Here is a 23,506-nt window from a genome sequence, read left to right as displayed (position 1 = left end):
CATGAAAACATGCATCCCAGCGCAAACATTGTAATGTATCCTTCCTGACTTGATCAAGGAATAACCCTTGGCGTAAAACAACCCAACCTAAGCTGCTGAAAAATCCAAACTACTTTGAAAATGTCGGGTTAAAGGCCGGACCAGCCAGAAAACGGCAACGATAAAACCGCTCATAAAGCTTAATCGCAATGTGACCGGGCTGCCGTTAAACACAAATACGGCCAGCCCGCTAGCGGGTAATGATATTAGCCATAATGTCGTCAGGTTAATACGTGAGGCGGTGCGTGAGTCGTGCAGGCCGCGCAAGGCGCTGCTGATGGCGTTGCGTATTCCGTCCAGTATTAGAAATAGTGCGCTGATGGTAAAAAAAGCCTGAATTAAATACTCAAAATGCGGCTGTAGCGCTCCGACGCCCAGATAAAATTCGGCAAAACGGCTATAGCAGGTAGAAAACAGGATAATTACCGGTACCATATATAACATAAATAGTAATAGCGCGGCTTTCAGAATAAGCGCTATTGATTCCGCTGTTTCCTGCCGGCCATAGGCTTCACTGACGACAAGCGATAACGCTTGCGCCAGGCCAAAATTCAGCATAATGATTATGATTGAATATTGATTGCTAATCTGTAATGCTGCCATGGCATCAACGCCATAATATCCCATCAGATAACTGGCTGCCGCCATTGCTGAAAGCTCGCCGCCAAACTGCAGCCCAATCGGCAGACCAAGCGTTAGCAGGCTGCGGCATATAGACCAGTCTATTCTGAACAGGTTACTGAACAATTGATATGGCCGATTGGCCGGCTGGAAATAGACGCTAATCAACACTGCAATAGACATGAGCGATTGCACGGCCAGATTAGCCTGGCTTACGCCAGCTAATCCTGAAGCAGGTAAACCAAAATGGCCTGATACAGTTCCATAGGCAATCAACAGGTTTAAGGGGAGGCTTATTGCTTCAACCAGTAAGGCAAAGCGGGGTTTGCCAATCCCGATATGAAACTGGCCGAAGATGGTCATAATCAATAAGGGCAGCATAGCGAGGGCGGCATAGTGAAAATAGCCTTTCGCTAATGAAACCAGCTCTCTTTCCTGACCAAGAGCAACCAGTAGTTTATCCATATTATCGAGAGCCAATACCGCGATTATCCCGATAACCAGCGCCAGCCAGATGCTGTTATTCACCAGACGGCCAACGGTATGCAGCGGCTGGTTCTGGCCGTAGCAATAACGGATGCGGATTGCAATGGCATAAAAAATGGTTGAGGCAAAAGTCTGGACAGCAATGGTGCTGGAGACAGCCAGCATCCCGGCAGCAAGCTGTTGTTTACCATATTGGGCAACCATCATCATGACGATAAAATTCCCGGCTATATTAATCAGGCGGCCTGCACTGATGGGCAAGGCAATGGCGGCGAGGTTTTTCGCCTGGATTAGCAGAAACGTCTTGTTCATGGGAATGTTACATCCTGTTATCCCTTCTCCCCATCTGGGGAATGGCGTAAAGCGGCAACAGCCTATTTGCCCTCTTCCGCCCTTCGGGCACCTTCTCCCGATACGGGAGAAGGGTATTGTTAAAAAAAAGAATAATATCATAAAATTTAATTGCTGTTGCCCTGGTTTTAACATAACTGATGACATGCTATTCTGCGCGGGTGAATGTGATGAATTATCAAGGGACAGCAGGATGCCGCTTAATCATTTGGACTATCTGGAAGCAGAAAGTATTCATATTATTCGTGAAGTCGTCGCCGAATCAGTCAACCCGGCAATGCTTTATTCTATTGGCAAAGACAGTTCTGTCATGTTGCATCTGGCGATTAAAGCTTTTTTTCCGGGAAAGGTTCCTTTTCCGTTGGTCCATGTGGACACCGGTTGGAAATTTCGGGAGATGATTGAATTCAGGGATAAGACCGTTAGTCGGTTTAATCTGAAATTGATTACCCATACCAATATTGAAGGGCTGGAACAAAATATTAATCCGTTCAGCCATGGTTCGTCTTATTATACCGATACCATGAAAACAGCTGCATTAAGACAGGTTTTGGATCAATACCGTTTCGATTCTGTTTTCGGCGGCGCTCGCCGTGATGAGGAAAAATCACGTGCCAAGGAGCGGGTCGTTTCGCTGCGGGATAAAAATCACCATTGGGAACCCAAACGTCAGCGGCCGGAATTATGGAATTTATATAATCTTCGTCATAATCCGGGGGAAAGCCTGCGGATTTTCCCGTTATCCAATTGGACAGAGCTTGATATCTGGCAATACATTTATCGGGAAAAAATAGCGGTTGTGCCGTTGTATTTTGCTGCCAACCGTCCCATTGTTAACCGCAATGGCACATTGATTATGGTCGATGATGAGCGGCTTCCCCTGGCTGCTGGCGAACAACCGGAATCCAGAATGGTAAGGTTCCGTACCCTCGGTTGTTATCCATTAACTGGCGCTATTGAATCAACCGCAGCTTCAGTGCCTGATATTATTGAAGAAATCGTGCGCAGTAACTATTCCGAGCGGCAGGGCAGATTGATTGATCATGATAGCAGCGGCTCGATGGAGAGGAAAAAGCAGGAGGGCTATTTCTAATGAGTGATCCAAAAGGCGATTTTACTGATTATCTGAATACGCTTGATCAAAAAGAACTGCTGCGCTTTATAACCTGCGGCTCAGTCGATGACGGCAAGTCAACTTTGATTGGCCGGATCTTGTTTGAGACTGGGCAGATCTACGATGATCAATTGCATGCGCTGCTAAGCGACAGCAAAAAATTTGGCACTACTGAGGATGAACCTGATCTGGCTTTGCTGCTAGATGGTTTGGCTGCTGAGCGTGAGCAAGGGATTACCATTGATGTTGCTTATCGCTATTTTGCCACCGGGAAACGAAAATTTATTGTTGCTGATACGCCAGGCCATGAACAATATACCCGTAATATGGCGACAGGCGCATCAACTGCCGATGCTGCGATTGTTATTGTTGACGCTCGAAAGGGAATTGTCACCCAGACCAGACGCCACAGTTTTATCGCCGCAATGCTTGGGGTTAAGCAGATTATACTGGCGGTGAATAAAATGGATCTGGTTGCCTATGACGAGCAGATCTATCAGTCAATCAAAGCCGAATTTCAACAGATTATGCAGTCGCTTCGAATTGAGCAGTGGTGTGCTATACCGGTTTCTGCTTTAAAAGGGGTAAATATTACTGCGTTATCAGAATTCATGCCCTGGTATACAGAGCAGGCCTTACTGCCGTATCTGGAGCAGATTGACAATAACGCACAACGTCAGGCACAACCCTTTCGCATGGCTATACAATTGGTTAACCGTCCGCATTCTGATTTCAGAGGATTTGCCGGCCGCATTGCAGCCGGAACACTGGCAGCCGGCGATTTAATTCAGGTATTGCCTGGCGGGCAGACAGCCCATGTTACCCGCCTGGTTTGCCATGACGGTGATTTAAAAACTGCCGTCGCCGGTCAGTCAATAACGGTGATCCTGGATACTGAAATTGATATTTCCCGAGGAAACGTATTGGCCGCGGCCGATAAGCCAGTCCTGGTATCGGATCAATTTAATTGCAGGCTATTGTGGCTCAATGAAACCGCCATGGTTTCAGGCAGGCAGTATTTGCTGAAATGCCATACTGCTACGGCCTTGTGTACACCCGGGAAACCTCGTTATCGTATTGATGTTAATACCTTTGAGCAGTTGGCGGCAAATGAGTTAAACCTTAATGAAATCGGCGATTGCGATCTGTTTCTGGATCGGCCGATAGCATTTGAACCCTATAGCGCAAATCGGGAGCTGGGTGGTTTTATTCTGATTGATCGGCTGAGTTCTGAGACTGTTGCCGCAGGTTTTATTCAGTCATCCCGCAACAGCAATACTGATTCTGGCCAGAGTTGGCTGATTAATCAGGCACAACGGTCGGCGATTAAGGGGCAAAAACCCGTTGTGCTCTGGTTTACCGGTTTGTCAGGGGCTGGTAAATCAACCATAGCCAATCTGCTGGAGCGCGAACTTAACGCGTTGGGCAAGCATACCATGCTGCTCGATGGCGACTGCATCCGCCACGGATTAAACCGCGATCTTGATTTTACGGTAAGTGATCGTGCCGAGAATATTCGCCGTATCACCGAAGTAGCGAAGTTGATGGCCGAAGCGGGTTTGATTACCCTGGTTTCGTTTATTTCGCCCTTTCAGGCTGAACGTGAAATGGCACGTGCCCGCATAGGTAATGAGCAATTCCTTGAAATCTTTGTCGATGCGCCACTGGCAGTAGTTGAGGCACGTGATGTCAAAGGGTTGTATAAAAAAGCACGAGCCGGTGAGTTAAGCCATTTCACGGGTATCAGCAGTCCTTATGAGATCCCGGCGCAACCGGACTTGGTTTTGGAGACGGCGGTTAACAGTCCGGAGCAGTGTGTTGAGAAGATTGTTGAGTTATTGAAGAGGGAGAGGGTGTTAAAGTAAGAAGCTTTTCCCCTCTCCCGTATCGGGAGAGGGCTGGGGAGAGGGAAAAATGGGGTATTAATACTCAATATTCAACACCCGCTTTCGCGCCAACGCCGCCACAACTCCCAATGGCAAACGCCCAACATCATGCCGGCCTGGTTGCTGCAGTTGTTTAACCACATCAATTTCCTGGCTGTCACGCAGGATCTTATTAAGGAAACTGCGTTTATATTTAATTGCCAGTCCGTTCTCGCTTTGAGAAATGGATTGAATAACCTTCGACAATGAAACCGCTGGTGGTTGCTCCGCTTTAACTTGATTTTTATCCAGCCATGAACCATTAAAATAGCAACGCTCGCAATTCGCCAGATTGGCAAATGCAATTGCCTGTTCTGCTGTCGTCAGGAAATTATTATCCAGCTGAGTATCAACAATAAAAAGATTCTGGTCGTCAGTTATCGCCATGATTGAATGCAGATAATTCAGGACCAGAGTTGCCAATTGCTGTTCAGACTCCGCTCTTCTGGCAGGCTCTGCCTGACTATCGCGGCTTGTAAACAAGACGATGTCATGATTGATATGACACTGCTGCTTATGCGTTTGATCACTGTCATCAATAAACCGACAGGCAGGCAACGCTCTGGCTGCAAGGTTAATTTCGCATGTCTGGAGCAGGCTGGTGATTTTATCAATCAGAAACTGGTTGGCCTTATTGACCGGTAAAGGATTAATAATGTCAGTGATTTTTTCCTGGCATAATACCAGCCGCGGACGCCACGACAGTTCATATTTATTGCTGCAGGCCAGCCAGTGTAACGCTGCTTTTATCCAGTAAGCAAGCGCTGTCTGGTTGTCGTCTGCTGCCTCATAAAGGCTGCCAAGATTGATATTGTAATAAATATGATCGGAAGAACTATAACCGCCGCCGCTGATTTCGTTATAGGCATTGGTATAAAATTGCAGGGACAGATCATAGTCTTTAATTTTTTTATACAGCCGGGCAATATTAATAAAATTGACGTATTTTAGTCCAACAGTATCAATGTTGTGCTCTGCAATAAACGCTTTGATACGGAATTCAAGTTCAAATGCCGTATCAATTTCGCCTTGCAAGACTTTGGATAGCGCAAAAAGGTTAAGGCGGTAAAGAGAATTTTCATCGGTTAACGGCATTTGTTCATTAATGCCGCATTTATTGAAGAAAATTTTAGCAATCGGTAGATTACGGCTTAACGTAGCGGAATAGGCTGCCAAAAATTGCAGTGCAGTGACTTCTGACGCTTCGACATAATCAAAATGCTCAGGAAACTCGGATTCAGCAACTGCGGCGTATTGATGTGAGAAGAAACGCATAAAGAGCAAATGCATGAACAAATGTTCCTGTTTCTCTCGGCTAATCTTGGGATGTTTACCCGCTTGTTCCAATAATCGGCAAGGCGTGTCATAGCAGCCTGCTTTCAGGCAAAGCCAGGAGAAGCCTATCAATTGGTTTAATTCCGCATCAGGAATGGTTTCCTGCAATAAAAAATCATCGTTAAAGCTAAAACCATAAGTTTTTAATAACGAAAAACGGTTTGCTTTTAATTGCATGCTCACTGGTTCATGAAAATCAGCAGCATCAGCAATTGTTACCTGGGCGTTTGCTGCCAGGCAAGCTGTTTTGGCTTTCAGGGTTTCAATGATGTCAGGTGTTGCCAAAAAAGCGACTTGCAGGAAATCCAGTGTTTCAGCCAGATACAATAAGCTATACAGGTTATCGCTGGTTAAGCTGTTATTTCCGAGGTAAACAGTAATCACCGCGGTAGTTACCGCTTGCTTTTTCAGTGTTGTGCAAATCAGGTCGCTCAGTGCTTTTGCCCTGACAGCAACCGGTTTGCCCAGTGATTCAAGATTAATCCAGTCATTTGTCGAATTCAATTCACAAATGGGTGTAAATGCAAGATGCCTGATGCCAGGAGGGCAATTTGAAATTTGCTCAGCCATATCCAGAAGGATTTGGTATGGACACAGGACAGTACCGCTCAGATTAGCAATAAACTTCATGATTGTTACGTCTCATCGGGAGGGGGAGAACCGCAGCCCGGGTTTAGCTTCACTAAGTCCGGGCTTCGTTTTTGATATCTTAAGCTTCTGAATCTTCTGAAGTAGCAGCAGTGCAGCAGCAGCAGCAAGAAGACAGAGAAGGATCGAAGTTTACGCTGTCATCGAATAAAACTTCAACTTCCATATCGAAATCTTTGTTTGTGTTATCCATTACAATATTCTCCTAGTTATAATTTAGATTGAAAAAGCGTAGTTGATACCCAGGTTCAGGTTCAAATCACCGCTGCCAAATTTGCTGTTAACAGGAATTTGGTAGCCAGCATTGAATTTAATACCGAAACCATTGTCAAAGCGGTACATCGCGAAACCTTCAACCAAAGGATCGATACGTGTACGGCCCTGGATAGATTCAGATGAAGGGTTGTCAGCAGAAACAACGACTAAGAAATCACCTTCGTTCAGGGTTTCAACAATAGCGCCAGCACCGATACCGTAGCTGAATGTTCTGATATCGCCAAATACTTTATCAAGAGTAAATGACAGTTTTGTTGGAGCCAGACGGGCAGCTGTACCAGCAGTATAATTACGTCTGGTTTTTTCGCCATACATGTCGTAGCGAGTATTCATTAACCAATCAGATGGCCAATAAATAGAAGAACCAATGTAACCGCCGAAGAAATCATTAGGATAAGTTCTTTTTGGGTTAATGGCGTAGCCGTTTGGAGTAATCAGTGTTCTTGATTCAGGAAATACGGCATAGCTATCATAGAAAGCGTGTGAGTATGAAACACCGCCCTCGACGAAAAGCAAACGCTCAGGTACGTAAGCTGGGCCCATTGTTCCTGCTTGTGAAGCTGTTGATGCAAGAGCAAAAGCTAAAGCACAAATTTTCTTGTTATTCATACAAATTCCCTCTGGTTTAAGTAATCTCATCCTGAAAAACCGGCAACAGCTTTAATGGTGCCAAACTTGCAAACAACCCAAGCTTTTGTTTTTCATCACTAATTCAGTTTTATAAACGCGAAACCCTACTTTATATTCTTGTTTTTAGTTTGTAAATGCTTTTTTATAATTAAGGAAACGGTATTTTTCCCATATAAGCATTTTCAGGACTAATACCAAGCCTCCTCGCATACTGATTATCGACGTTTAAGTTTTTGCCCAAGGCCATATGAGTAAAAAAATCGGGGCTGATTAATTTGGTATAATGTAAATCAAGCTCGCGGTTATAAGCGTGATAATAATAAATATCTCTGGACATTTCACCAAGTGCGTTAACTACTTCGTCATAACTGAAACGTTTGCTTTGCTGCAGATCGGCCAGTGAGTTCACCTGATAAGGCGTCAGTTGATGTGTAAACGGAATCGTTTCCCGTACGGCTTTATAGTTACATTTTTGAAATTCAAGGTGGTATCCAGCGCCTGCCTTATCTTCCAGCCCTTCAGAGCTTTCCGCATTATACAGGAACGAATAACACTGATAGAGCTCCTCAAACGAGGAAAGCAGCGCTTCTTCCAATGTCAACCCGCTGCTTGAACCGATAGAGTATTTAACCAGATCATCATCCGAATGGGCAAAATAAAAGATAATAACCGTGTGTCCAGGCAGCTTGTTGCCGTTCTGGACAATAACCAGTTCGCCATTATCAAGAAACTGGTTGACCAAATCGGTATAAGGCGTAATGTCCCGTAAAATTTCAGGATTAATCGTATATTGGTATGTTTTGGATAACCAGCTGCCTAACAGCGCCTGCCGCTCAAGAAATTCCATGAGTGAATTATAGAGCGCGCTTTGCTTGTCGGGGTGAGCCGCGCAGGCACAGCTGTCGCTGAAATTAATAAAACGGCTGTCTGCTTTATTACAATTTAATGAAATGGCGTTATAAAAATAATCCTGCGGTTGCTCATCAAAAAGGTTGTAGATCGTGGTCCATGAAAACAGGTGTTCAAGGCAGGTTTGTTCATTGCGCTCTTTAAGCTGACAGAGCGCCAGCAATTTATCGCGGTAACTTGCCGGTTGGATATCCTGCAGTTTTTTTCGATTATTTACTGCAACCCGGGTAAATAAATGGTTGCGCTCGTGAAATTCGCCATAAGCCTTACGGGGTAGTTTTAAGCCAATGCTTGTACTGCCGCCGTAGCTGATAATGCCGTCAATGATGGCTGATTTAGGGGCTGATAACAGGCTCTCGGTGCATAATTTGAATTTTACCGCATGCTGAATGGATGCGTGATTAGCTTTGCATTGCGGCAGTAGCGGAAAATCCCTGAGTCCGGCTAACGTCATTTTTTATTCTCCATAACCAAAGAGCTGCATAGTCAAAGGCAGGTATGTTTCATGATTAAGGCCAAGTTCAAATAACATCTGTTGTTCGCTGAATGTTGACCATACTGTCGTGCGTAAACCAGCCTGTTGCGACGTGAGGGTCGCTTGTTGGTACATGGCGCCTGCCTCCATCAGTGCATGGCGATAGCCGCGGTAACGGTATTTAAAAATTGCTTTGCCCAGGTGAGCAAGGTAAAGAATACAGAAATTCGGCCAATGCCCGCTTTCGTTACCGACAAATTCATGCAGCATTTTCTGGTAAAAATGGTTGATATCCAGCTCCTTGATTAATTGCAGCTTTTTACTGACTGGCCGGAAATGGTAACAACCTTGCGGTTTATCGTTAAAGCCATTAATGCGATCGTTAAACAAAAAAACCAGCGGCTCAACCGGATATAATCCGCCTGCTGACGGGTAGGGGCGAGTTCCGGATGCAGCAGGGGAAAACGTAGCCGTCAGTAGTTGCTGGATTGTTGCAAAGTCTATGCGGCGATCGGCAAATTTTGCGGTTGAGTTCTGGCGGGTAAATTGCGCCGGTTCTGTTTCCTCGCAGCTGATGTCATTCTTGTGAAAAGGGGTAATTTCACATTCAGTAAATTGCACCCGGCTTATCAGTTTGGGATTGGTATTGGTAATTGACAAGTTGCCATGTCTGATAAATGAAATCGTTTCTCTGGCAAAGGTTTTGCGCAGATCCTGATAAACCTGGGCATCAAGGCTTGCTTCGATAAGGCTGTTTATAAATACCGATTTTTTGGGAGTTGCCATGATTTAGACTGCCTCCAGCTCTTTGACGTTTTTCAGGTTTAACTTCATATCATGTTCTGAGAACGGGGAATGAAGAGCGGCTTCACTCTGGATAGTAAAGCTGGTCAGATCAGCCTGCCAGAAGCAGTTAATCTGATCCAGCGGCGTTGGGCTGTTCCACAGATTGGTATATTGTGAAGCAAAACGATAGATGCAATAAGCGATATAGGCACGTTGACAGCTGTTGATTTCCGGATCAGGAAATTTATCGAGTGAGTTTTTGATTAATTGGCGATAGAACAGCAGCCAGTTGTTTTTGGTGGCGGGAATATCGCTGTTTAAATAAGCCATGAGCTGGTGCAGATTGGAAAAATGAGTGGGTAATCCGCTGCCGGCAAAATACAGATTATCCACGATCAATATTTTATGCAGCACGCCAGCTGTGATGAGGTAAACATCTTCTGCAAGATTCTGATACAGAGTGTTGAATGCGGCGTGGGAATAATTTTGCCTGAAAAAAATGACCATGGAGTCGCGCTGAAAATTCTGTGTATTTTCAGGCACAACCTGGACATTAAATTCTTTATCCAGAGTTTCCTGCAGGACGCTGGTTATTAGTTGATCGTCAGAGTTAATATAAATCAAAGGTATTTTCTGGTGAAGCAGGGGTTTGAGAACATTAAGCTGTTCAATCAGCACTTTTTTCAATGCGGCGGCATCGACCTGAAATTGCGCTGCCAAATCGCCCAATTGCTGCTCCGTGCATTCAAGTTTTTTAAACTGTTTTAAAGTAGCCAGAATAGCCGCCAGCTTAGGGTTGGGAATTTTGGCGCCTATGTTGAAATTAGTCAGGTAAACATCGCTTGATAAAGTCACCAGTTGGTATTCATTGATAACGTACATGCACAATCCTCATGCCATTTATAATGACGGGAAAAACCCGTGTCCTGTTTGAACGGGCATTATATACCCAAATTTCGCTAAAATGCTATGCTTTGATTACAGCCGTGCCCGCCCGTAAAATCTACTCTGCCCGCCGAATAATATGCGTAACTACACCCCAGATTACCAAATCTGCCTCTCGGGTAATATCAATAGGCTGATAATCAGCGTTTTCAGGAATTAATTGCACACAACCATTTTTTTTGGACAATCGTTTAACCGTCAGTTCGCCATCAAGCGCCGCAATCACAATTTTACCATGGCTTGCTTCAAGGCTGCGGTCAACAATAAGCAAATCGCCTGATTGAATCCCGGCGTTCTGCATGGAATCGCCGGAAGCGGTGACCAGAAACGTTGCTGCGGGATGTTGAACCAGGTATTCATTCAAATCCAGCATGGATTCAATATAATCATCGGCTGGAGAAGGGAAGCCGGCTCGGACAGAGGATGCATATAGAGGAAGTTTTGCTGTATGACTGTTTCCGGCAAGCAAGGCTTTAACATCACCCACTCGGCTGGAAGGTACCCGCAACACCACGCTCGGCTCACCGCGCGGTCTGCCAGAACCCGTTCTTTTACCGCCCCATGTCATACTCATCACCTTATTATTTGATTATCGTATCAAATATCAAGATCATAAAGCGATTAGCGGGATTTGTAAAGCCTCGCTGCCATTAAGTTACTGTCATTCCCGCGAAGGCGGGAATCCACGCCTCAAGTTAGCTCCTTACCTTGTTTGATAGATGGATCCCCGCCTTCGCGGGGATGACAAATTTTCTTAACTTAATGGCAGTGAGCTACGTTTGTTACTGTCAAGAGTTGTTACCTCGGTGCCGTATCGCCTTGCCTATTCTGCGCCGCTTCAGCACGTGCAATTGCTCGCTCCCCAAGACGTGTATTTATGGCTTCATGATTGATAATTTTCAATGCTGGATTATCTTTTGTTCCAATTTTCGCCTCAATGAAATCCAGACGTCTTGCCAGACTGCCTTTAGGATTGATGCCAGTATGTGCACTCTCCTCTAATACCTTTTGCAGCGCTTTTAACAGTTCCACTGGATCGGTCTCATTCTTATTGTTTTTTAAGAAATCTTTAATCAATTGAGCATGGTTACGTCCCGCGTGAAAAAAGAAGATGTTCGCTTTAGAGGCATAATCCTGCAGAATACATCTTGCGGACACACAATCAAACTGGTCTAGTAATTGAGTATTCGCTGAGGGCATTTCCGGTTGCTTCCAGATCTTTTCATAAGCCGCATACCCTTTAAAACCTGGATTTCGAACTCGTACATTAGCTGCAACGGGAGCTTGGGCCGGAACTGGCGCCTGGACAGGGGCTTGAGCTTCCGCTTCCGCTCGAGCTCGAGCTTCCGCTTCCGCTCTCAGCCGCTGGGTGCGGGCTTGTTCTGATTCCACAATTTCAATTGAAAAATAATCAGCTGGAACCTGAACTGGAGATGTCACAGTTTGGTTTTGCTGTGGGTTCTTTACTTGCAGTTTTTCCTGCTCTTGTTTTCTAGTTTGAAATAACTGATCTTGGTGTACGTGAGGAACCTGAGCAAATAAATGACTCAGTATGGCGTCAGCCTGTTTATCCGCTTTGCTGTCATCGAGGTTTATAACAAACCCTTTTGCATAGTGTTCGGTCATCCTTTGCTGGAATTCGTACTCAAGGGTTCTAAGTCTCCTTTCTTCTGGAGTAGTTTTTTGTTCAGTGTTTGTTACCCAATCTATAGCTCGACCAAAGAAGTTAAAGGTTTGATCAACGACGCCCTTTTCGGGCGTAGCGCCAACCAGAACAAGCCTTACAGAATCTTTCATATTACTCAGACGAGTTCTAATGTCGCTCTGTATTCTGGCAATGGCCATTTCTTCATTCGTTTTAAATTCGTCATTTGATAAATCAACGACATAAATGAGAACATCGGCGCCCGCTTCGTCCTTGCCCATGTGAGTATTGAGCATACGCTTACTACTATCTGGCTGGGTTGCATCAAAGACATGGATTAGCGGTAACTCGGCATCGACGGTTTTTTGTTTTTGCAGCTCTTTTTCATCTACTTTTACTTTGCCTCTCTTTTCAAGTCGATCATCTAACACATTTTGCGCTCTGGTGGCCTCATGTTCATCCAATTCTGGCGCTTGAGGCCTGAAGGTGTATTGCGTACCGCCATCCTCGTTACCTATCTGCTTTGCTCCAATCCCTGTGTTCAGATACCCTTTGCCTTTTCTCTGTCCAGATTTCTGGTTAAGCATGGCCAGCAACTGGCTTGAACATTGTGTATCACCAATTACTAGAGCTTTTACGGCTTTTTTAGGTTGATAAGGTTGAGTCGGTGCTGGCATAATTTTTCCTTTAAGGTAAATATATATACAATTATAATAGTATATGATTAAGGAAAGATTAAGTAATTCAAAATGTGGGCATATTTTTCGTTGTGTCGGACAATTTTTGTAGGTTGGGTCGTTTGACCCAACAAGCCATTTTATCAAGCACTCCAGATCTGGAAAGTGATTGAAGATTAGTAATGTTGGGTCGGAACAACCCAACCTACGATTGTTAACAGAGTTATCCACAGATTTTGTGGGTAAGTTCTTAATGGGATAAAAATGAAAAAGTTTAATGGATACAACAGGTTAAAATAAAATAATATTTAAAAAACAGTCGAATGTGTTAGAATTGGGTATAGTTATCCACAGATAATGGCTATATAGCGCTTTCACATTCTAACAGATAAAATTTCCGATGTAAGTCTTGACATGAATTTTTTAAAAAATTTTAAAGAGAAAGTCCGATTTTAAGGTATCATAGTGCGCAAGTATTTATAACGGGCACTCTGTGTGGGATTTGTGTTAATCTAAAAGCTGGATTAACACTGAGGGTATAGGGCATCTATAGTGAATAAAATGGATAATCGCATCACAAAAGCATCGTTTCGAGGGTGCCCAGTGGCTGATCGAAAATTATTCTCTCAATCTAATTGTATTATGCCAATCAGTGTTGGCCAGGACATTCATGAAGGAAAAAAATTTGCGGCTGTAATCAAGCTGGTTAACGCATCTTTTAAAGAGTGTACTATTCTGGTGGATGATAGCGTCCAGCACCACACTATGCAAATTGATAATCCTGCCAGCAAAGAGATTTTATACCATCAGGCCCTTGAGGAGGGAGATCGGTGGCTTGAGCGCAATGAAGCCATTTTCAGAGAATTAACCATTCCCTATAAGATACTGCGTTGGGATGATTGGCTGGCCAGAGCAGATTTTTCTGACAGCTATGATCGCGTGCTGAATTTGTATCATAAAAACGCTGATTACCAGGCACAGCTGCACAGTAATATTGATGAGTTTCTGGCACGATACCTGAGAATGCGGGGCACACAAGTAGAGTATGATCGCGCATTTAATCTGTGTTTGGGGTATTTGCTGGAAGAGTGCGCGGTGATGTGCCTTTGGCCGAAAAACGGATACCATTTTGAAGTCTACCCCAGCGGCCGCAACAAAGCGATGCATGCAACCTATGAATATCTGATAAAACCGGAATATGGCGATTATCTGAAATCAGTAGCCTTACGCTTTAAAAAATATCCTGCTCTTATGGAAGTATAATTCCCTCTCCCAACCCTCTCCCGATACGGGAGAGGGCTTAATGTTCCATATAATCCTGCTCTGTGCAGGGAGAGGGCATCATATTTCATATTGTCCCCTCTCCCGCATCGGGAGAGGGCCAGGGAGAGGGCTTCATATTTCATATTGTCCCTTCTCCCGCATCGGGAGAGGGCTAGGGAGAGGGTTTCATATTTCATATTGTCCCCTCTCCCGCATCGGGAGAGAGCTAGGGAGAGGGCATCATATTTCATATTGTCCCCTCTCCCGCATCGGGAGAGAGCTAAGGAGACGGCTTCATATTTCATATTGTCCCCTCTCCCGCATCGGGAGAGAGCCAGAGAGAGGGTTTCATATTTCATATTGTCCCCTCTCCCGTATCGGGAGAGGGCTAGGGAGAGGGCTTATCTACTCAGTACTCAACAATTTCTCATTATACCTCACCCTCACCGCCTCAATTTCCTGTATAAGCCGGGAATAAAACGAAGGATATAAGTTACAACTCTTATTAGCGATTGCATCCTCCAGATCACTACATGCCTGTTTCAAGCGCATGGCAGCGCAGTAGCTGGCGCCGCTTTTCATACGGTGTGCCAATGCTTTTAAAGACGGCCAATCTTGTTGTTGATAAGCTTCTGCCAACAATTTTCTTTCACTGGAAAACGATTGAACCAACATAGTCAGCATTTCCCGGAACAGTTGTGCATTACCCAATTGTTCAAGTCCCGCTTCATAGTCAATCACTTTGCCTGTTAACTCAGGAAGGCCGTGAGCTGGTATATCCTGTGAGGCTGTGTCCTGTAACTGGCGATAGGGAATGAAGGCGGCCAGAATGGACTGGGCTTTTTCTTTATCCAACGGTTTTGATAGTACCGCGTTCATACCGACATTCAGGCAGGTTTGGCTGTTTTCTTCGGTCAACTGGGCAGTAAGCGCAATAATAGGAACGTAGGTATCGGCGTTTAGCTCCTGAATCCTGATACGCCTTGCCGTCTCATAACCATCAATATCGGGTAAACCAATATCCATAAAAATTAAATCATAACCTTTGGACTGGGCCATATTAATAGCCTGCAGGCCAGTGTCAGCAATTTCAACGATACATTCCAGCCGCTCTAACAGCAATTTGGCGACTCTGGCTGCGATATCATTGTCCTCAACGATTAAAATCCGGCTTTTATGGGCTGTCGGTATTTTTGTTGTTATGTCGGGATTCAACGGCGGACTAGCTGCCGGCTGGGCCTGATTTGATTCAGCGCCGAGTGATTCGTCAAGCAGGGCCTTTTTTAGCGGGATGATGCAAATAAAGCGTGAGCCTTTACCCGATTCGCTTTCAACATACACTTCACCATCCAGATCGCTGACTAACTGCTTGACAATAGAAAGCCCAAGCCCCGCTCCTTTTTGTTGGCTACGGTAAGAGGGCACCAGACGCTTGAATTGCAGAAAAATCTGCTCCTGCTTGTCTGCTTCAATACCAATCCCGGTGTCTTCAACGATTAATTTTACAATGACGGAACGTTCATCTTCTTTAGCAAGCATCGTCGTCAGCGTTACATGACCCTGTTCTGTAAAATTAAGGGCATTGGAAATGAGTTCAATTGCAATACGGTGAATCCGTTTTGAGTCGCCAATTAAATAATTCGGAATCTTGTCGTCATAATTAAATTTCAACGTCAGATGCTTGGAGGCTGCTTTAGCCAGATTCAGATTAATGACCTCATTCATGCGTTGCCGTAATGAAAACTTGCGCGCCACCAGCGGAATATCGCCAGAACTGATTTCAATCACTTCCAGGATTTCATTTAATAAATTAAGCAACGCTGTGCATGACGTATTCAGGTTTTTAACATATTCCTTAATGCGGGGATCATCAACTTCCTCGCAGATAATGGATGCAAAACCACTGATGCCGGTAAGCGGGGTACGGATATCATGGCGGATATTTTCCAGAAACTCTGTTTTGACCTGATTGGCCGCCTCGGCTTTTTCCTTGGCTTCTTTCAGTTCGCATTCGGCTTTTTTACGGTCTGAGATATCCATTGAAATACCCAGGACGCCGATTACCTGACCATTATTATTCCACAACGGCGTTTTCTGGCTGAGCACAGTGACTTCATGCCCATCCATCTGCGCGATTTCTTCAACAATCTCAGAAACGCCAGACGCCATGATTCGTAAATCATTGGCGCGGAAATCACTGGCAATGTGCTTGGGCCAAGGCAGATCAAAATCAGTTTTGCCCAGAATTTCATCGGTGGAATGCAAGCCGAGATTCCTTGCCTGCCGCTGGTTGCAGCCTAAATAAACGCCGTCGGTATTTTTCCAGTATACGTGTCCTGGCATATTGGCGACTATATTATTTAAGGCGATTTCAGCTTCTTCCTTGGCCTTGATTAATTGCGAATGGGAGTGCCGATGCTCTTCTTCCAGGCGTTTTTGTTCGCTGATATTCAGCGCCATACCCAGAATGCCGATAATGATGCCTTCTTCATTTAACAGCGGTTTTTTACGCGTTAACATGGTAATGGTTTGGCCATTATCCAGTGTAATCCGTTCTTCCAATTCGATTTCACGGCCATCCTGGATCACTTGCTGATCACTCTGCTCTATCAGACTGGCTTCTTCCGGACGCCAGGGAAGTTCCCTGTCGGTTTTACCAACGATTGATTTCAGACCGAGCATTGCAAGCATGGCCTGGTTGCAGCCCAGGTAAACGCCGTTTCGATTTTTCCAATAAACCGTTTCCGGTATGGTATTGATAATGCTTTTTAAATAATATAGCTCGCTATATGCAGAATTTTCACTTTGTGATAATCGGGAATGAAATTCCTTTGCGGGCATTGTATTTCTCCAAAACTAGGTTTTTGCCAGGCTTTTTCCTTATATAGGATAGCTTAACCCGAGTCAGTCTGCTTTTAAAGTGTTATTATTTTTTTTCGGCTACACCAGGCGAGGTCAATATGAAAGTAGCAGTGGTCAGTGATGAGTTGTACCCGGTGAATGAATTTATTATTCAACAAGTTAAAGGATTGGGACATGAGGTTATCCTGTTTGGCGCATTAAAATCCCATGAAGCTGAATTCTGGGTTGATGCAGCCCGTGAAGCCGCACAGGCAATTACAGACGGTCGCTGTGATGAAGGGATATTTTTTTGCTGGACAGGCACCGGTATTACTATTGCAGCTAATAAAATAGATGGTATCAGGGCTTCATTATGTACCGATTCCCAGACAGCTGCCGCTGCACGAATCTGGAATGGCGCCAATGTCCTGGCATTATCCAACCGCCTGTTAACGCAAGATCTGGCAGCAGAAATTCTCAATAGCTGGTTTAATACGGCAATGAATGAAGAAAGCAGGCGTGCGATTGCAGCATTACAAATGTTGGAACAGGAAAGGGAATAGATCAATCTGAAAAAAATATACTGGCGCTCCTGATACTGGCATGGCAATATGAAAATACCAGTATTGGTTTGAGGTGTGTCAATGATTACAGGATGTAACCAGATTACCGACTATCTTTCCTCTCTGAAACATTTCCTGCACAAGCGCTTGCCGAATGTAGTGAAAGGGATGAAAAGCGTGAATACCACTGGGCAGGTGATCTTTATAATGGAGCAGGCCAAATCGTATTTTAAATTTTATAACCCCTATGTCATGGTACCAGTAACAGCGGTTACCGCGGCAAACAGCGTTGCGGTGGTTGGAATTTGTAAGTTCCTTGCAATCGAGCGAACTTTTTCCCCACCTGCTGAAAACACTCTGCCTGTTGTAACCGTGACTCAGGAACAGGAAATAGTTTTATCCGGATATAAAAAAGCTGTCTATTTTTTTTTATCGGGGGCAAGTCTGCTTTCCGGCATTTTTGATGGCATGTATGGATTTATGGGCGCTAATATTGTAATGGAGTTGCTTACCCGGCAGTTGCCGTTGAATGAAATAACAGCAGATGTAGTTGTGACGTTATTTTCTATTGCCGGATTTGGCGTTTCTTTTGCCTGCTACCTGGCCTATGATTATTGGACGGTATTAGATGTCAATGCAAAAACTATTGCCAATAGTTTCAGTTTTACTCAATTACCGCGCAATAGCGCGTTGTTAAAAACAGTTGTGGTTGGCGCTCCCATTATCTTTGATATGTCATCACAGGCTTATCTGTCTACCGTACCAGCGCTGCGTACTCTGCCTGTTGTTGGCCGATTGTTGACACCAGCCATTGCCAGACTGTCATCTCAGGCAGTTAGCCTGATCGCCGGTATAACGGTACTGAATGCTTTTCCTTCTATCTACAATTATTTCATTGAACCGCCCACTGAGGCAGCAACAGAACAACCAGAATCAAATCTTACTACCGCTTGCCGTTATGCAACTTATACTACTGGCACGGTAGATTGCTTGCTAAATGTGGGGCTTGGGGTTTTTCTCGCAATTATTGCTGCTACACATGATGAAATGGGCGTTAATCCTTATGGCTGGATCATTGGCATCGCTATCCTGGGCGGGTTATACGCTGCGATACTGAATGCCGCAACAGCTATCCGTCCCGGTTATCTGGAGCGCATGGACTCATTAAGGCAAGAACAACAGCCAGAGCCGATTGAAATAGTTATTCACGAGCCAGAGACAAACAGCCCGGTTTCGTCAGGTATCTATCGCTCGGCAAACAGAATTGGCCTGTTATTTAAAACAGCCTGCGATGGCATGAAACAGGCTATTTTGCCGGCTGCCAATCCTGAAAGTGGACAAGGGATTGCGCCAGGATAATAATTAAGAAATTAATAAATTTTCGTAATCTGGAACTATGATAATGAAATTATATCATTTAATGCGAGGCTCACTGTCTTCATTGTTTGCCAGACGGACAATAGGGGTGAGGATTTTATTAATTAATGACAATAAGGTGCTACTGGTTAAACACACCTATACTCCGGGCTGGTATACAATTGGCGGCGGAGTTGACCGTGGTGAAACGCCTGCCCAGGCTATCCAGCGCGAATTGCAGGAAGAAACCGGGGTGACCTTGATTGGGCCGCTGCAGCTGTTTTCTGTTTATTACAGTAAAAATGAAAAACGCGACGATTATGTTGTGTTTTATGTTGCGCATGGCTGTCGGCAGGAAGAGGTCTATTCGCCGGAAATCGCTGAACAGCAATGGTTTGCATTTGATAACCTGCCTACAGATACGACACCTTCCACTCGCCGCAGAATTGCGGAATATTTAAATAAGGTTGAGATCAGCGAATACTGGTAGCGGCTTTTATAACGGTTTGATGCGCTGATTCAGCCAGCCTGACAAATAATCCAATACCGGTTGGGTAGCCTGATCCAGACTCTGGATGCAGATAAACGCATGCTTTTTGCCGATTTCTGCACGACTCAGGCGTTGCCTGATTTTTTTAAAAGAATGGAAAGCCGTATGGAAAGTAATTTCCTCGATAGTATTGTCAATCACAGCCTTGTTATTTTTGATTTCAAGATGGTAAATAAGCGAAATCAGCCAGAATTGCTTCCTGTTTCGCAAACGAAAACGGAGATTCTGTTCAAACAGGACAGGGAAATCCTGATGAAATTGCACAAACGGCTGTTTATGCAGAGGGAAGGGCATATGCGGCAAATGAAAAAAACGCCGTTTAAAGCCGGCATGCTCAGCGCTTAATTCCTGAAAGCCGCGGTATTCATTGTTTTTCAGGATATCCAGAGGTTTTCGCAGCAGCGAATAAATGGCCTGTTTGAGTCGGTTATGCCATTTATAGCGTGCCTGAGTTTTCCAACTGCCGCGTAAAACCAGTTTTTCGCCATTGAAAAAATCCTGATAGCTCACCGGTCGTATCAGGATGCAATCATCATTCAAATAAATAAAGCGCTCAGCTAAACCTTCAATGCGCCATAAAACACTTTCGATAGCCAGACTGTTAAAAGTCGGCAGACAGGATTCATAGCCGGAAAAAATCTGCTTGTGATCAACAACCTTTACTTTGTGTTCATAAGCTGTTCCTGCCAATTGGTTAATAATGGCAGGGATTTGATTATCAGTTACAATATAAATAGTACGGATCCAGGGTGCATATTGCAGCAATGATAAAACACAGTAATAAATTTCACCGCACTGATTAAACCGGGTTGGCTCGGCTGCTTTCGGGCGAACGTTTATTCCATGTTCGGCAAAGTAATCGGCAAGTTTTTGCTGGTGACAGGGGTCGTGGCCATCAACCCAGGTAATTACCGCATCGACTGGTTCTGTTTGTTGGGGGTGTGTAATCACGTTTTGCTGATAATTGCGGGAATACATAATAAGTGCAATTATAAAGCTCTGGTCTGGAATGAGCAAAACTTTTTTCAATTTATGTTGTGGTGGACAATTTACTGTGCTCTAAGACTTCAGTAATTTGCTCTTTACGTTCCTGGGGCGCTGATGAAAGCGGCAAGGTTGCCTGAGCCAGCATAGCATAAAGTTTTTTCAATGATAAATCGGTAAACGCATTCAAATGTTTTTCAATGGTCGCAATATCACCGCGCTGAATGGGGCCGGTGAGCGATTTTTCCGCTGACAGGGTATTTTCAAGATTAGTGACGGTACCACGCATCAGATTAACAATAAGCCGCATCGCAACCTCTTCAGGAACCTGAGCTTCATGCAGGCAATTGGCTGCCTGTTTTGCCAAAGTAACCACATAATTCGAAGCAATAACCCCTGCGGCGTGATAAAGGGATTTTTTATCTTTATCCAGAAAAAAAGTAATAGCCTGTGCCTGGTTAAACAGGGATTGCAACCTGTCAACTGCTTCAGGATGTCCTTCGAGCGCACAATAAGTACCGGCAAACTGCTGCACGGACAACGCCGGATTGGCAAAACTGCGCATGGGATGCAGACTGGCAGTAAAACAACCGGCCTCTGCCGCAGGCAACAGGATATCGCTGCTTAAGGAGCCGCTGCAATGGACAACTGCTTGCCCGGGGTTGAGATGATTTTGTTGCGCCAGGGCAGCACAGGTTGAGTCGATAAAATCATCTGGGGTAGTGATAAAGGTGATATCGGCATAAGGTAATTCACTAAAATGGCTAATTGTGGCGCCTTCACCAATAAACTCAAGCGCAGTGAGCGTATTTGCGGGTGTTCTGCTCCATACCCCTTTAACTGCCGCCAGTTTTTTGCTAACCAGCAGACGTCCAATTGTTTTACCCAGATTTCCGGCACCGATAATATTAATTGAGAACATTTGAATACCTTTTAAATTCCCTCTCCCCAACCCTCTCCCGATACGGGAGAGGGAGCCCTAAGAGGAGGCTGGAGAGGTAGCAGAATATGTCCCCTCTCCCGTATCGGGAGAAGGTTAGGGTTAGGGGGCAATTAGTCCCCTCTCCCGTATCGGGAGAGGGTTAGGGAGAGGGTAAATTTTATTCCTCAGTTAAACCTTGTTTACCCGACATTAATTGCACGCTATGATGCTGAAATTATCAACTCAATAATCACAACATCATGCCTCATATCATTTTAGAATGCAGCAATAATATCAAAAATCTGGACCAGATTAACCCATTATTTGATCAGATTCATCATATACTGGAACAGGAGCTGCCAACCCAATTATCCAGTTGCAAAGGCCGTTGCCTGGTTTATGACCGCTATTTTGTTGGTGCAGGCGAGCGTGAAAATGGTTTTATGCATTTAACTATAAAAATGCTGCCCGGACGTACTGATGAAACCAAGCAGACGTTAGCGGCAAAGCTTTTGCAGTTGCTAAAGGAATATTTTCAACAGCCAAAATTGTCTTTTTCGGTGGAGTTGCTGGATTTGAACCGCCATTATTATAAATCCTGAAATGGCTTGTTGGGCTTTACAGCCCAATCTGCTCTTAACCCTCTTTCGAATACAAGGCAATCCCATTCCCTTCAGTATCAGTGATAACCGCACGAAAACCATAAGGTCCCATCTCCTGCTTGCCGCTCACTACCTGACCGCCATTTTTTGTAACCGCATCAATCGCTGCATCCATCCGTCCCTCGACATTAAGATAAACCAGCGGTCCGTTATTGGATGGTTTGCGATCTGGCATTTCGCACAGGCAACCAGAGGCATTATCATTGGTATGCGGTAATAAGCCGAATTCAAAGCCATGTTCGCTAATTTTTTCAACGGGGGTGGCAAGAACCGCGGAATAGAAGTTAATCGCCCGATCGAGATTAGTAACGGGAATATCAGCCCAGCAAAGCGTATTATTTATGCTCATGAAAATTTCCTGATTAATAAATAATCTTTTTTACAGGACGGTATCATTTAAGTCAATGCTCGAAAGCTTGTTTTAGATATGATCTAACAGATAATCCAAATCAAAACTCGAACGCTGATTTAAGTCTTTACCATGATGATAAAGGAACGATTCTGCAGAATGCCGGCCGCGCTCAAACAGCATCCGCAAAAAAGCCCATTCCGGATTGAGTTTGGAGGTATAGCTAAGCTCGGTCATATCGTCACTGGCAATACGATGAATCCGCATGCTGGCCCAGCGGTTGCCTTCGTCGTTTTCCTGATTGGAGACTTTCTTAAGCAGGGCGATCATTCGCAGTTCTTTCATCAATGTCGCGTTAAAGGCAATTTCATTCAGGCGATTAAAAATTTCATTAGCGCTTCGTGGCGTGCCTTGCCGTTCAACAGGATTGATTTGAACTAAAATTGTGTCGCTTGACTCGCATTCGCGAACTAAGGGGGTGATAGTCGGATTACCCGAATAACCGCCATCCCAGTAAGCTTCGCCTCCAATTTCCACCGCCTGAAATAACATCGGCAGACAAGCCGAGGCTAATAACACCTCCGGGGTAATTTCCGCATTACGGAATATCCGGCCATAGCCTGTGCGGACGTTAGTTGCAGTAATAAACAGTTTAATAGGGGCTTTGTGCAACACATTAAAATCGATACAGCGCAATAACACAGAGTGTAGGGGATTAAAGGCTGTCGGGTTTAAATCGTAAGGTGAAAACAGGCGAGACGCGATATCGAAAGCAAGTACTAATGGCGAGCGATCAAGCGTCCAACGCCCCATTATCACATCCAGCGGGTTGCGCTGAAATGGGCTGAACAGGGCAGTATCCGAAACAGCCTGCCAGAGTTGTGCCAAAGCCTTGCGTGCGCCTTCCGGGCCGCCATGAACATAGCCGCTGGCTAAAGCTGCGGCATTCATCGAGCCAGCAGATGTGCCGGAAATACCTTCAATCTGTAATCGGGGTTCTTCCAGAAGCCGATCCAGAACACCCCAGGTAAATGCGCCATGCGCTCCGCCGCCCTGTAAGGCCAGATCAATCAATAACGGCTTCTTGCGCGAGCGTCTAACTTGCTTGTCAGGCATCCCTTTTCCTTAGGAACATTGCCAATATTATGTTAATA

General features: G+C 44.8%; 21 protein-coding genes. 7 read left to right on the top strand and 14 right to left on the bottom strand.

What is annotated here, in order from left to right:
• Positions 1-87: 87 nt before the first annotated feature.
• Positions 88-1,458, bottom strand: coding sequence for an MATE family efflux transporter (locus ACFORL_RS09220; RefSeq protein WP_382343288.1), 1,371 nt, complete (start codon positions 1,456-1,458; stop codon positions 88-90).
• Here ACFORL_RS09220 and cysD point away from each other — a divergent pair.
• A complete protein-coding gene (cysD, locus tag ACFORL_RS09215; protein WP_449280260.1) occupies positions 1,355-2,590 on the top strand; it encodes a sulfate adenylyltransferase subunit CysD in 1,236 nt (411 codons plus the stop codon). The genes ACFORL_RS09220 and cysD overlap by 104 nt on opposite strands.
• Entirely contained in the window at positions 2,590-4,476 is a 1,887-nt protein-coding gene (gene cysN, locus ACFORL_RS09210; RefSeq protein WP_382343284.1) for a sulfate adenylyltransferase subunit CysN, read from the top strand. Before cysD ends, cysN begins: the two co-directional genes overlap by 1 nt.
• 57 nt (positions 4,477-4,533) lie before the next feature.
• On the opposite strand, the gene ACFORL_RS09205 is transcribed toward cysN, so the two are convergent.
• The 7 genes from ACFORL_RS09205 to ACFORL_RS09175 form a co-directional block, all read right to left on the bottom strand.
• On the bottom strand, positions 4,534-6,501 hold the full coding sequence (locus ACFORL_RS09205; RefSeq protein WP_382343282.1) for a hypothetical protein: 1,968 nt from the start codon (positions 6,499-6,501) through the stop codon (positions 4,534-4,536).
• A 234-nt stretch (positions 6,502-6,735) separates the two neighbouring features.
• Positions 6,736-7,404: a hypothetical protein gene (locus ACFORL_RS09200; RefSeq protein WP_382343280.1), complete on the bottom strand. Its 669-nt coding sequence runs from the start codon at positions 7,402-7,404 to the stop codon at positions 6,736-6,738.
• 169 nt (positions 7,405-7,573) lie between these two features.
• On the bottom strand, positions 7,574-8,788 hold the full coding sequence (locus ACFORL_RS09195; RefSeq protein ID WP_382343278.1) for a YcaO-like family protein: 1,215 nt from the start codon (positions 8,786-8,788) through the stop codon (positions 7,574-7,576).
• Between the two features lie 3 nt (positions 8,789-8,791).
• Entirely contained in the window at positions 8,792-9,595 is an 804-nt protein-coding gene (locus tag ACFORL_RS09190; protein WP_382343276.1) for a SagB/ThcOx family dehydrogenase, read from the bottom strand.
• Positions 9,596-9,598: 3 nt separating this feature from the next.
• Positions 9,599-10,477, bottom strand: a complete 879-nt coding sequence (locus ACFORL_RS09185; RefSeq protein ID WP_382343274.1) for a hypothetical protein — start codon at positions 10,475-10,477, stop codon at positions 9,599-9,601.
• Between the two features lie 121 nt (positions 10,478-10,598).
• Positions 10,599-11,108 carry a LexA family protein gene (locus ACFORL_RS09180; RefSeq protein ID WP_382343273.1) on the bottom strand — a complete coding sequence of 170 codons (510 nt, stop codon included), beginning with the start codon at positions 11,106-11,108 and terminating at the stop codon, positions 10,599-10,601.
• A 230-nt stretch (positions 11,109-11,338) separates the two neighbouring features.
• On the bottom strand, positions 11,339-12,862 hold the full coding sequence (locus ACFORL_RS09175; protein ID WP_382343271.1) for a DUF5617 domain-containing protein: 1,524 nt from the start codon (positions 12,860-12,862) through the stop codon (positions 11,339-11,341).
• A gap of 603 nt (positions 12,863-13,465) precedes the next feature.
• Here ACFORL_RS09175 and ACFORL_RS09170 point away from each other — a divergent pair.
• Complete coding sequence (locus tag ACFORL_RS09170) at positions 13,466-14,125, top strand: hypothetical protein (RefSeq protein WP_382343269.1); 660 nt, start codon at positions 13,466-13,468, stop codon at positions 14,123-14,125.
• Here ACFORL_RS09170 and ACFORL_RS09165 read toward each other — a convergent pair.
• Together ACFORL_RS09165 and ACFORL_RS09160 are read right to left on the bottom strand one after the other, a co-directional pair.
• Entirely contained in the window at positions 14,068-14,484 is a 417-nt protein-coding gene (locus ACFORL_RS09165; RefSeq protein ID WP_382343267.1) for a hypothetical protein, read from the bottom strand. The two genes, ACFORL_RS09170 and ACFORL_RS09165, sit on opposite strands and share 58 nt — an antisense overlap.
• 46 nt (positions 14,485-14,530) lie before the next feature.
• Positions 14,531-16,966: a PAS domain-containing sensor histidine kinase gene (locus tag ACFORL_RS09160; RefSeq protein ID WP_382343266.1), complete on the bottom strand. Its 2,436-nt coding sequence runs from the start codon at positions 16,964-16,966 to the stop codon at positions 14,531-14,533.
• A 119-nt stretch (positions 16,967-17,085) separates the two neighbouring features.
• Between ACFORL_RS09160 and ACFORL_RS09155 the strand changes: the two genes are divergently transcribed.
• From ACFORL_RS09155 to ACFORL_RS09145, 3 genes are all read left to right on the top strand, one after another.
• The gene (locus ACFORL_RS09155) at positions 17,086-17,529 is read left to right on the top strand and encodes an RpiB/LacA/LacB family sugar-phosphate isomerase (protein ID WP_382343264.1); all 444 of its coding nucleotides are present in this window, start codon (positions 17,086-17,088) and stop codon (positions 17,527-17,529) included.
• Between the two features lie 81 nt (positions 17,530-17,610).
• Entirely contained in the window at positions 17,611-18,888 is a 1,278-nt protein-coding gene (locus tag ACFORL_RS09150) for a hypothetical protein (RefSeq protein ID WP_382343263.1), read from the top strand.
• Positions 18,889-18,931: 43 nt separating this feature from the next.
• On the top strand, positions 18,932-19,375 hold the full coding sequence (locus tag ACFORL_RS09145; protein ID WP_382343261.1) for an NUDIX domain-containing protein: 444 nt from the start codon (positions 18,932-18,934) through the stop codon (positions 19,373-19,375).
• A 6-nt stretch (positions 19,376-19,381) separates the two neighbouring features.
• Here ACFORL_RS09145 and ACFORL_RS09140 read toward each other — a convergent pair whose 3' ends face one another.
• Complete coding sequence (locus ACFORL_RS09140; protein ID WP_382343260.1) at positions 19,382-20,386, bottom strand: stealth family protein; 1,005 nt, start codon at positions 20,384-20,386, stop codon at positions 19,382-19,384.
• Between the two features lie 79 nt (positions 20,387-20,465).
• Entirely contained in the window at positions 20,466-21,341 is an 876-nt protein-coding gene (locus ACFORL_RS09135) for a Rossmann-like and DUF2520 domain-containing protein (protein WP_382343258.1), read from the bottom strand.
• 260 nt (positions 21,342-21,601) lie between these two features.
• On the opposite strand from ACFORL_RS09135, the gene ACFORL_RS09130 reads away from it, so the two are divergent.
• Positions 21,602-21,943: a 5-carboxymethyl-2-hydroxymuconate Delta-isomerase gene (locus ACFORL_RS09130; protein ID WP_382343256.1), complete on the top strand. Its 342-nt coding sequence runs from the start codon at positions 21,602-21,604 to the stop codon at positions 21,941-21,943.
• A gap of 34 nt (positions 21,944-21,977) precedes the next feature.
• Here the strand turns inward: ACFORL_RS09130 and ACFORL_RS09125 are convergent, their stop codons facing one another.
• Together ACFORL_RS09125 and ACFORL_RS09120 are read right to left on the bottom strand one after the other, a co-directional pair.
• A complete protein-coding gene (locus ACFORL_RS09125; RefSeq protein WP_382343254.1) occupies positions 21,978-22,352 on the bottom strand; it encodes a VOC family protein in 375 nt (124 codons plus the stop codon).
• 72 nt (positions 22,353-22,424) lie between these two features.
• Positions 22,425-23,468 (bottom strand): patatin-like phospholipase family protein, encoded by a 1,044-nt coding sequence (locus tag ACFORL_RS09120; RefSeq protein WP_382343252.1) that lies wholly within the window; start codon positions 23,466-23,468, stop codon positions 22,425-22,427.
• Between the last annotated feature and the right edge of the window lie 38 nt (positions 23,469-23,506).

Source organism: Legionella dresdenensis, from assembly GCF_042649825.1.
Lineage (GTDB): Bacteria > Pseudomonadota > Gammaproteobacteria > Legionellales > Legionellaceae > Legionella_C > Legionella_C dresdenensis.
Note: the sequence above shows the minus strand (reverse complement) of the source record. Positions and strands in the feature narration are given on the sequence as shown.

What these genes read in the sequence shown, in the direction of transcription:
- ACFORL_RS09190 (WP_382343276.1), bottom strand. Translation starts at nt 9,595, where the DNA reads ATGGCAACTCCCAAAAAATCGGTATTTATAAACAGCCTTATCGAAGCA.
- ACFORL_RS09175 (WP_382343271.1), bottom strand. Translation starts at nt 12,862, where the DNA reads ATGCCAGCACCGACTCAACCTTATCAACCTAAAAAAGCCGTAAAAGCT.
- ACFORL_RS09165 (WP_382343267.1), bottom strand. Translation starts at nt 14,484, where the DNA reads ATGAAATATGAAACCCTCTCTCTGGCTCTCTCCCGATGCGGGAGAGGG.
- ACFORL_RS09200 (WP_382343280.1), bottom strand. Translation starts at nt 7,404, where the DNA reads ATGAATAACAAGAAAATTTGTGCTTTAGCTTTTGCTCTTGCATCAACA.
- ACFORL_RS09150 (WP_382343263.1), top strand. Translation starts at nt 17,611, where the DNA reads ATGATTACAGGATGTAACCAGATTACCGACTATCTTTCCTCTCTGAAA.
- ACFORL_RS09135 (WP_382343258.1), bottom strand. Translation starts at nt 21,341, where the DNA reads ATGTTCTCAATTAATATTATCGGTGCCGGAAATCTGGGTAAAACAATT.
- cysD (WP_449280260.1), top strand. Translation starts at nt 1,355, where the DNA reads ATGACGATAAAATTCCCGGCTATATTAATCAGGCGGCCTGCACTGATG.
- ACFORL_RS09120 (WP_382343252.1), bottom strand. Translation starts at nt 23,468, where the DNA reads ATGCCTGACAAGCAAGTTAGACGCTCGCGCAAGAAGCCGTTATTGATT.
- ACFORL_RS09130 (WP_382343256.1), top strand. Translation starts at nt 21,602, where the DNA reads ATGCCTCATATCATTTTAGAATGCAGCAATAATATCAAAAATCTGGAC.
- ACFORL_RS09195 (WP_382343278.1), bottom strand. Translation starts at nt 8,788, where the DNA reads ATGACGTTAGCCGGACTCAGGGATTTTCCGCTACTGCCGCAATGCAAA.
- ACFORL_RS09220 (WP_382343288.1), bottom strand. Translation starts at nt 1,458, where the DNA reads ATGAACAAGACGTTTCTGCTAATCCAGGCGAAAAACCTCGCCGCCATT.
- ACFORL_RS09145 (WP_382343261.1), top strand. Translation starts at nt 18,932, where the DNA reads ATGAAATTATATCATTTAATGCGAGGCTCACTGTCTTCATTGTTTGCC.
- ACFORL_RS09125 (WP_382343254.1), bottom strand. Translation starts at nt 22,352, where the DNA reads ATGAGCATAAATAATACGCTTTGCTGGGCTGATATTCCCGTTACTAAT.
- ACFORL_RS09180 (WP_382343273.1), bottom strand. Translation starts at nt 11,108, where the DNA reads ATGACATGGGGCGGTAAAAGAACGGGTTCTGGCAGACCGCGCGGTGAG.
- ACFORL_RS09185 (WP_382343274.1), bottom strand. Translation starts at nt 10,477, where the DNA reads ATGTACGTTATCAATGAATACCAACTGGTGACTTTATCAAGCGATGTT.
- cysN (WP_382343284.1), top strand. Translation starts at nt 2,590, where the DNA reads ATGAGTGATCCAAAAGGCGATTTTACTGATTATCTGAATACGCTTGAT.
- ACFORL_RS09155 (WP_382343264.1), top strand. Translation starts at nt 17,086, where the DNA reads ATGAAAGTAGCAGTGGTCAGTGATGAGTTGTACCCGGTGAATGAATTT.
- ACFORL_RS09205 (WP_382343282.1), bottom strand. Translation starts at nt 6,501, where the DNA reads ATGAAGTTTATTGCTAATCTGAGCGGTACTGTCCTGTGTCCATACCAA.
- ACFORL_RS09160 (WP_382343266.1), bottom strand. Translation starts at nt 16,966, where the DNA reads ATGCCCGCAAAGGAATTTCATTCCCGATTATCACAAAGTGAAAATTCT.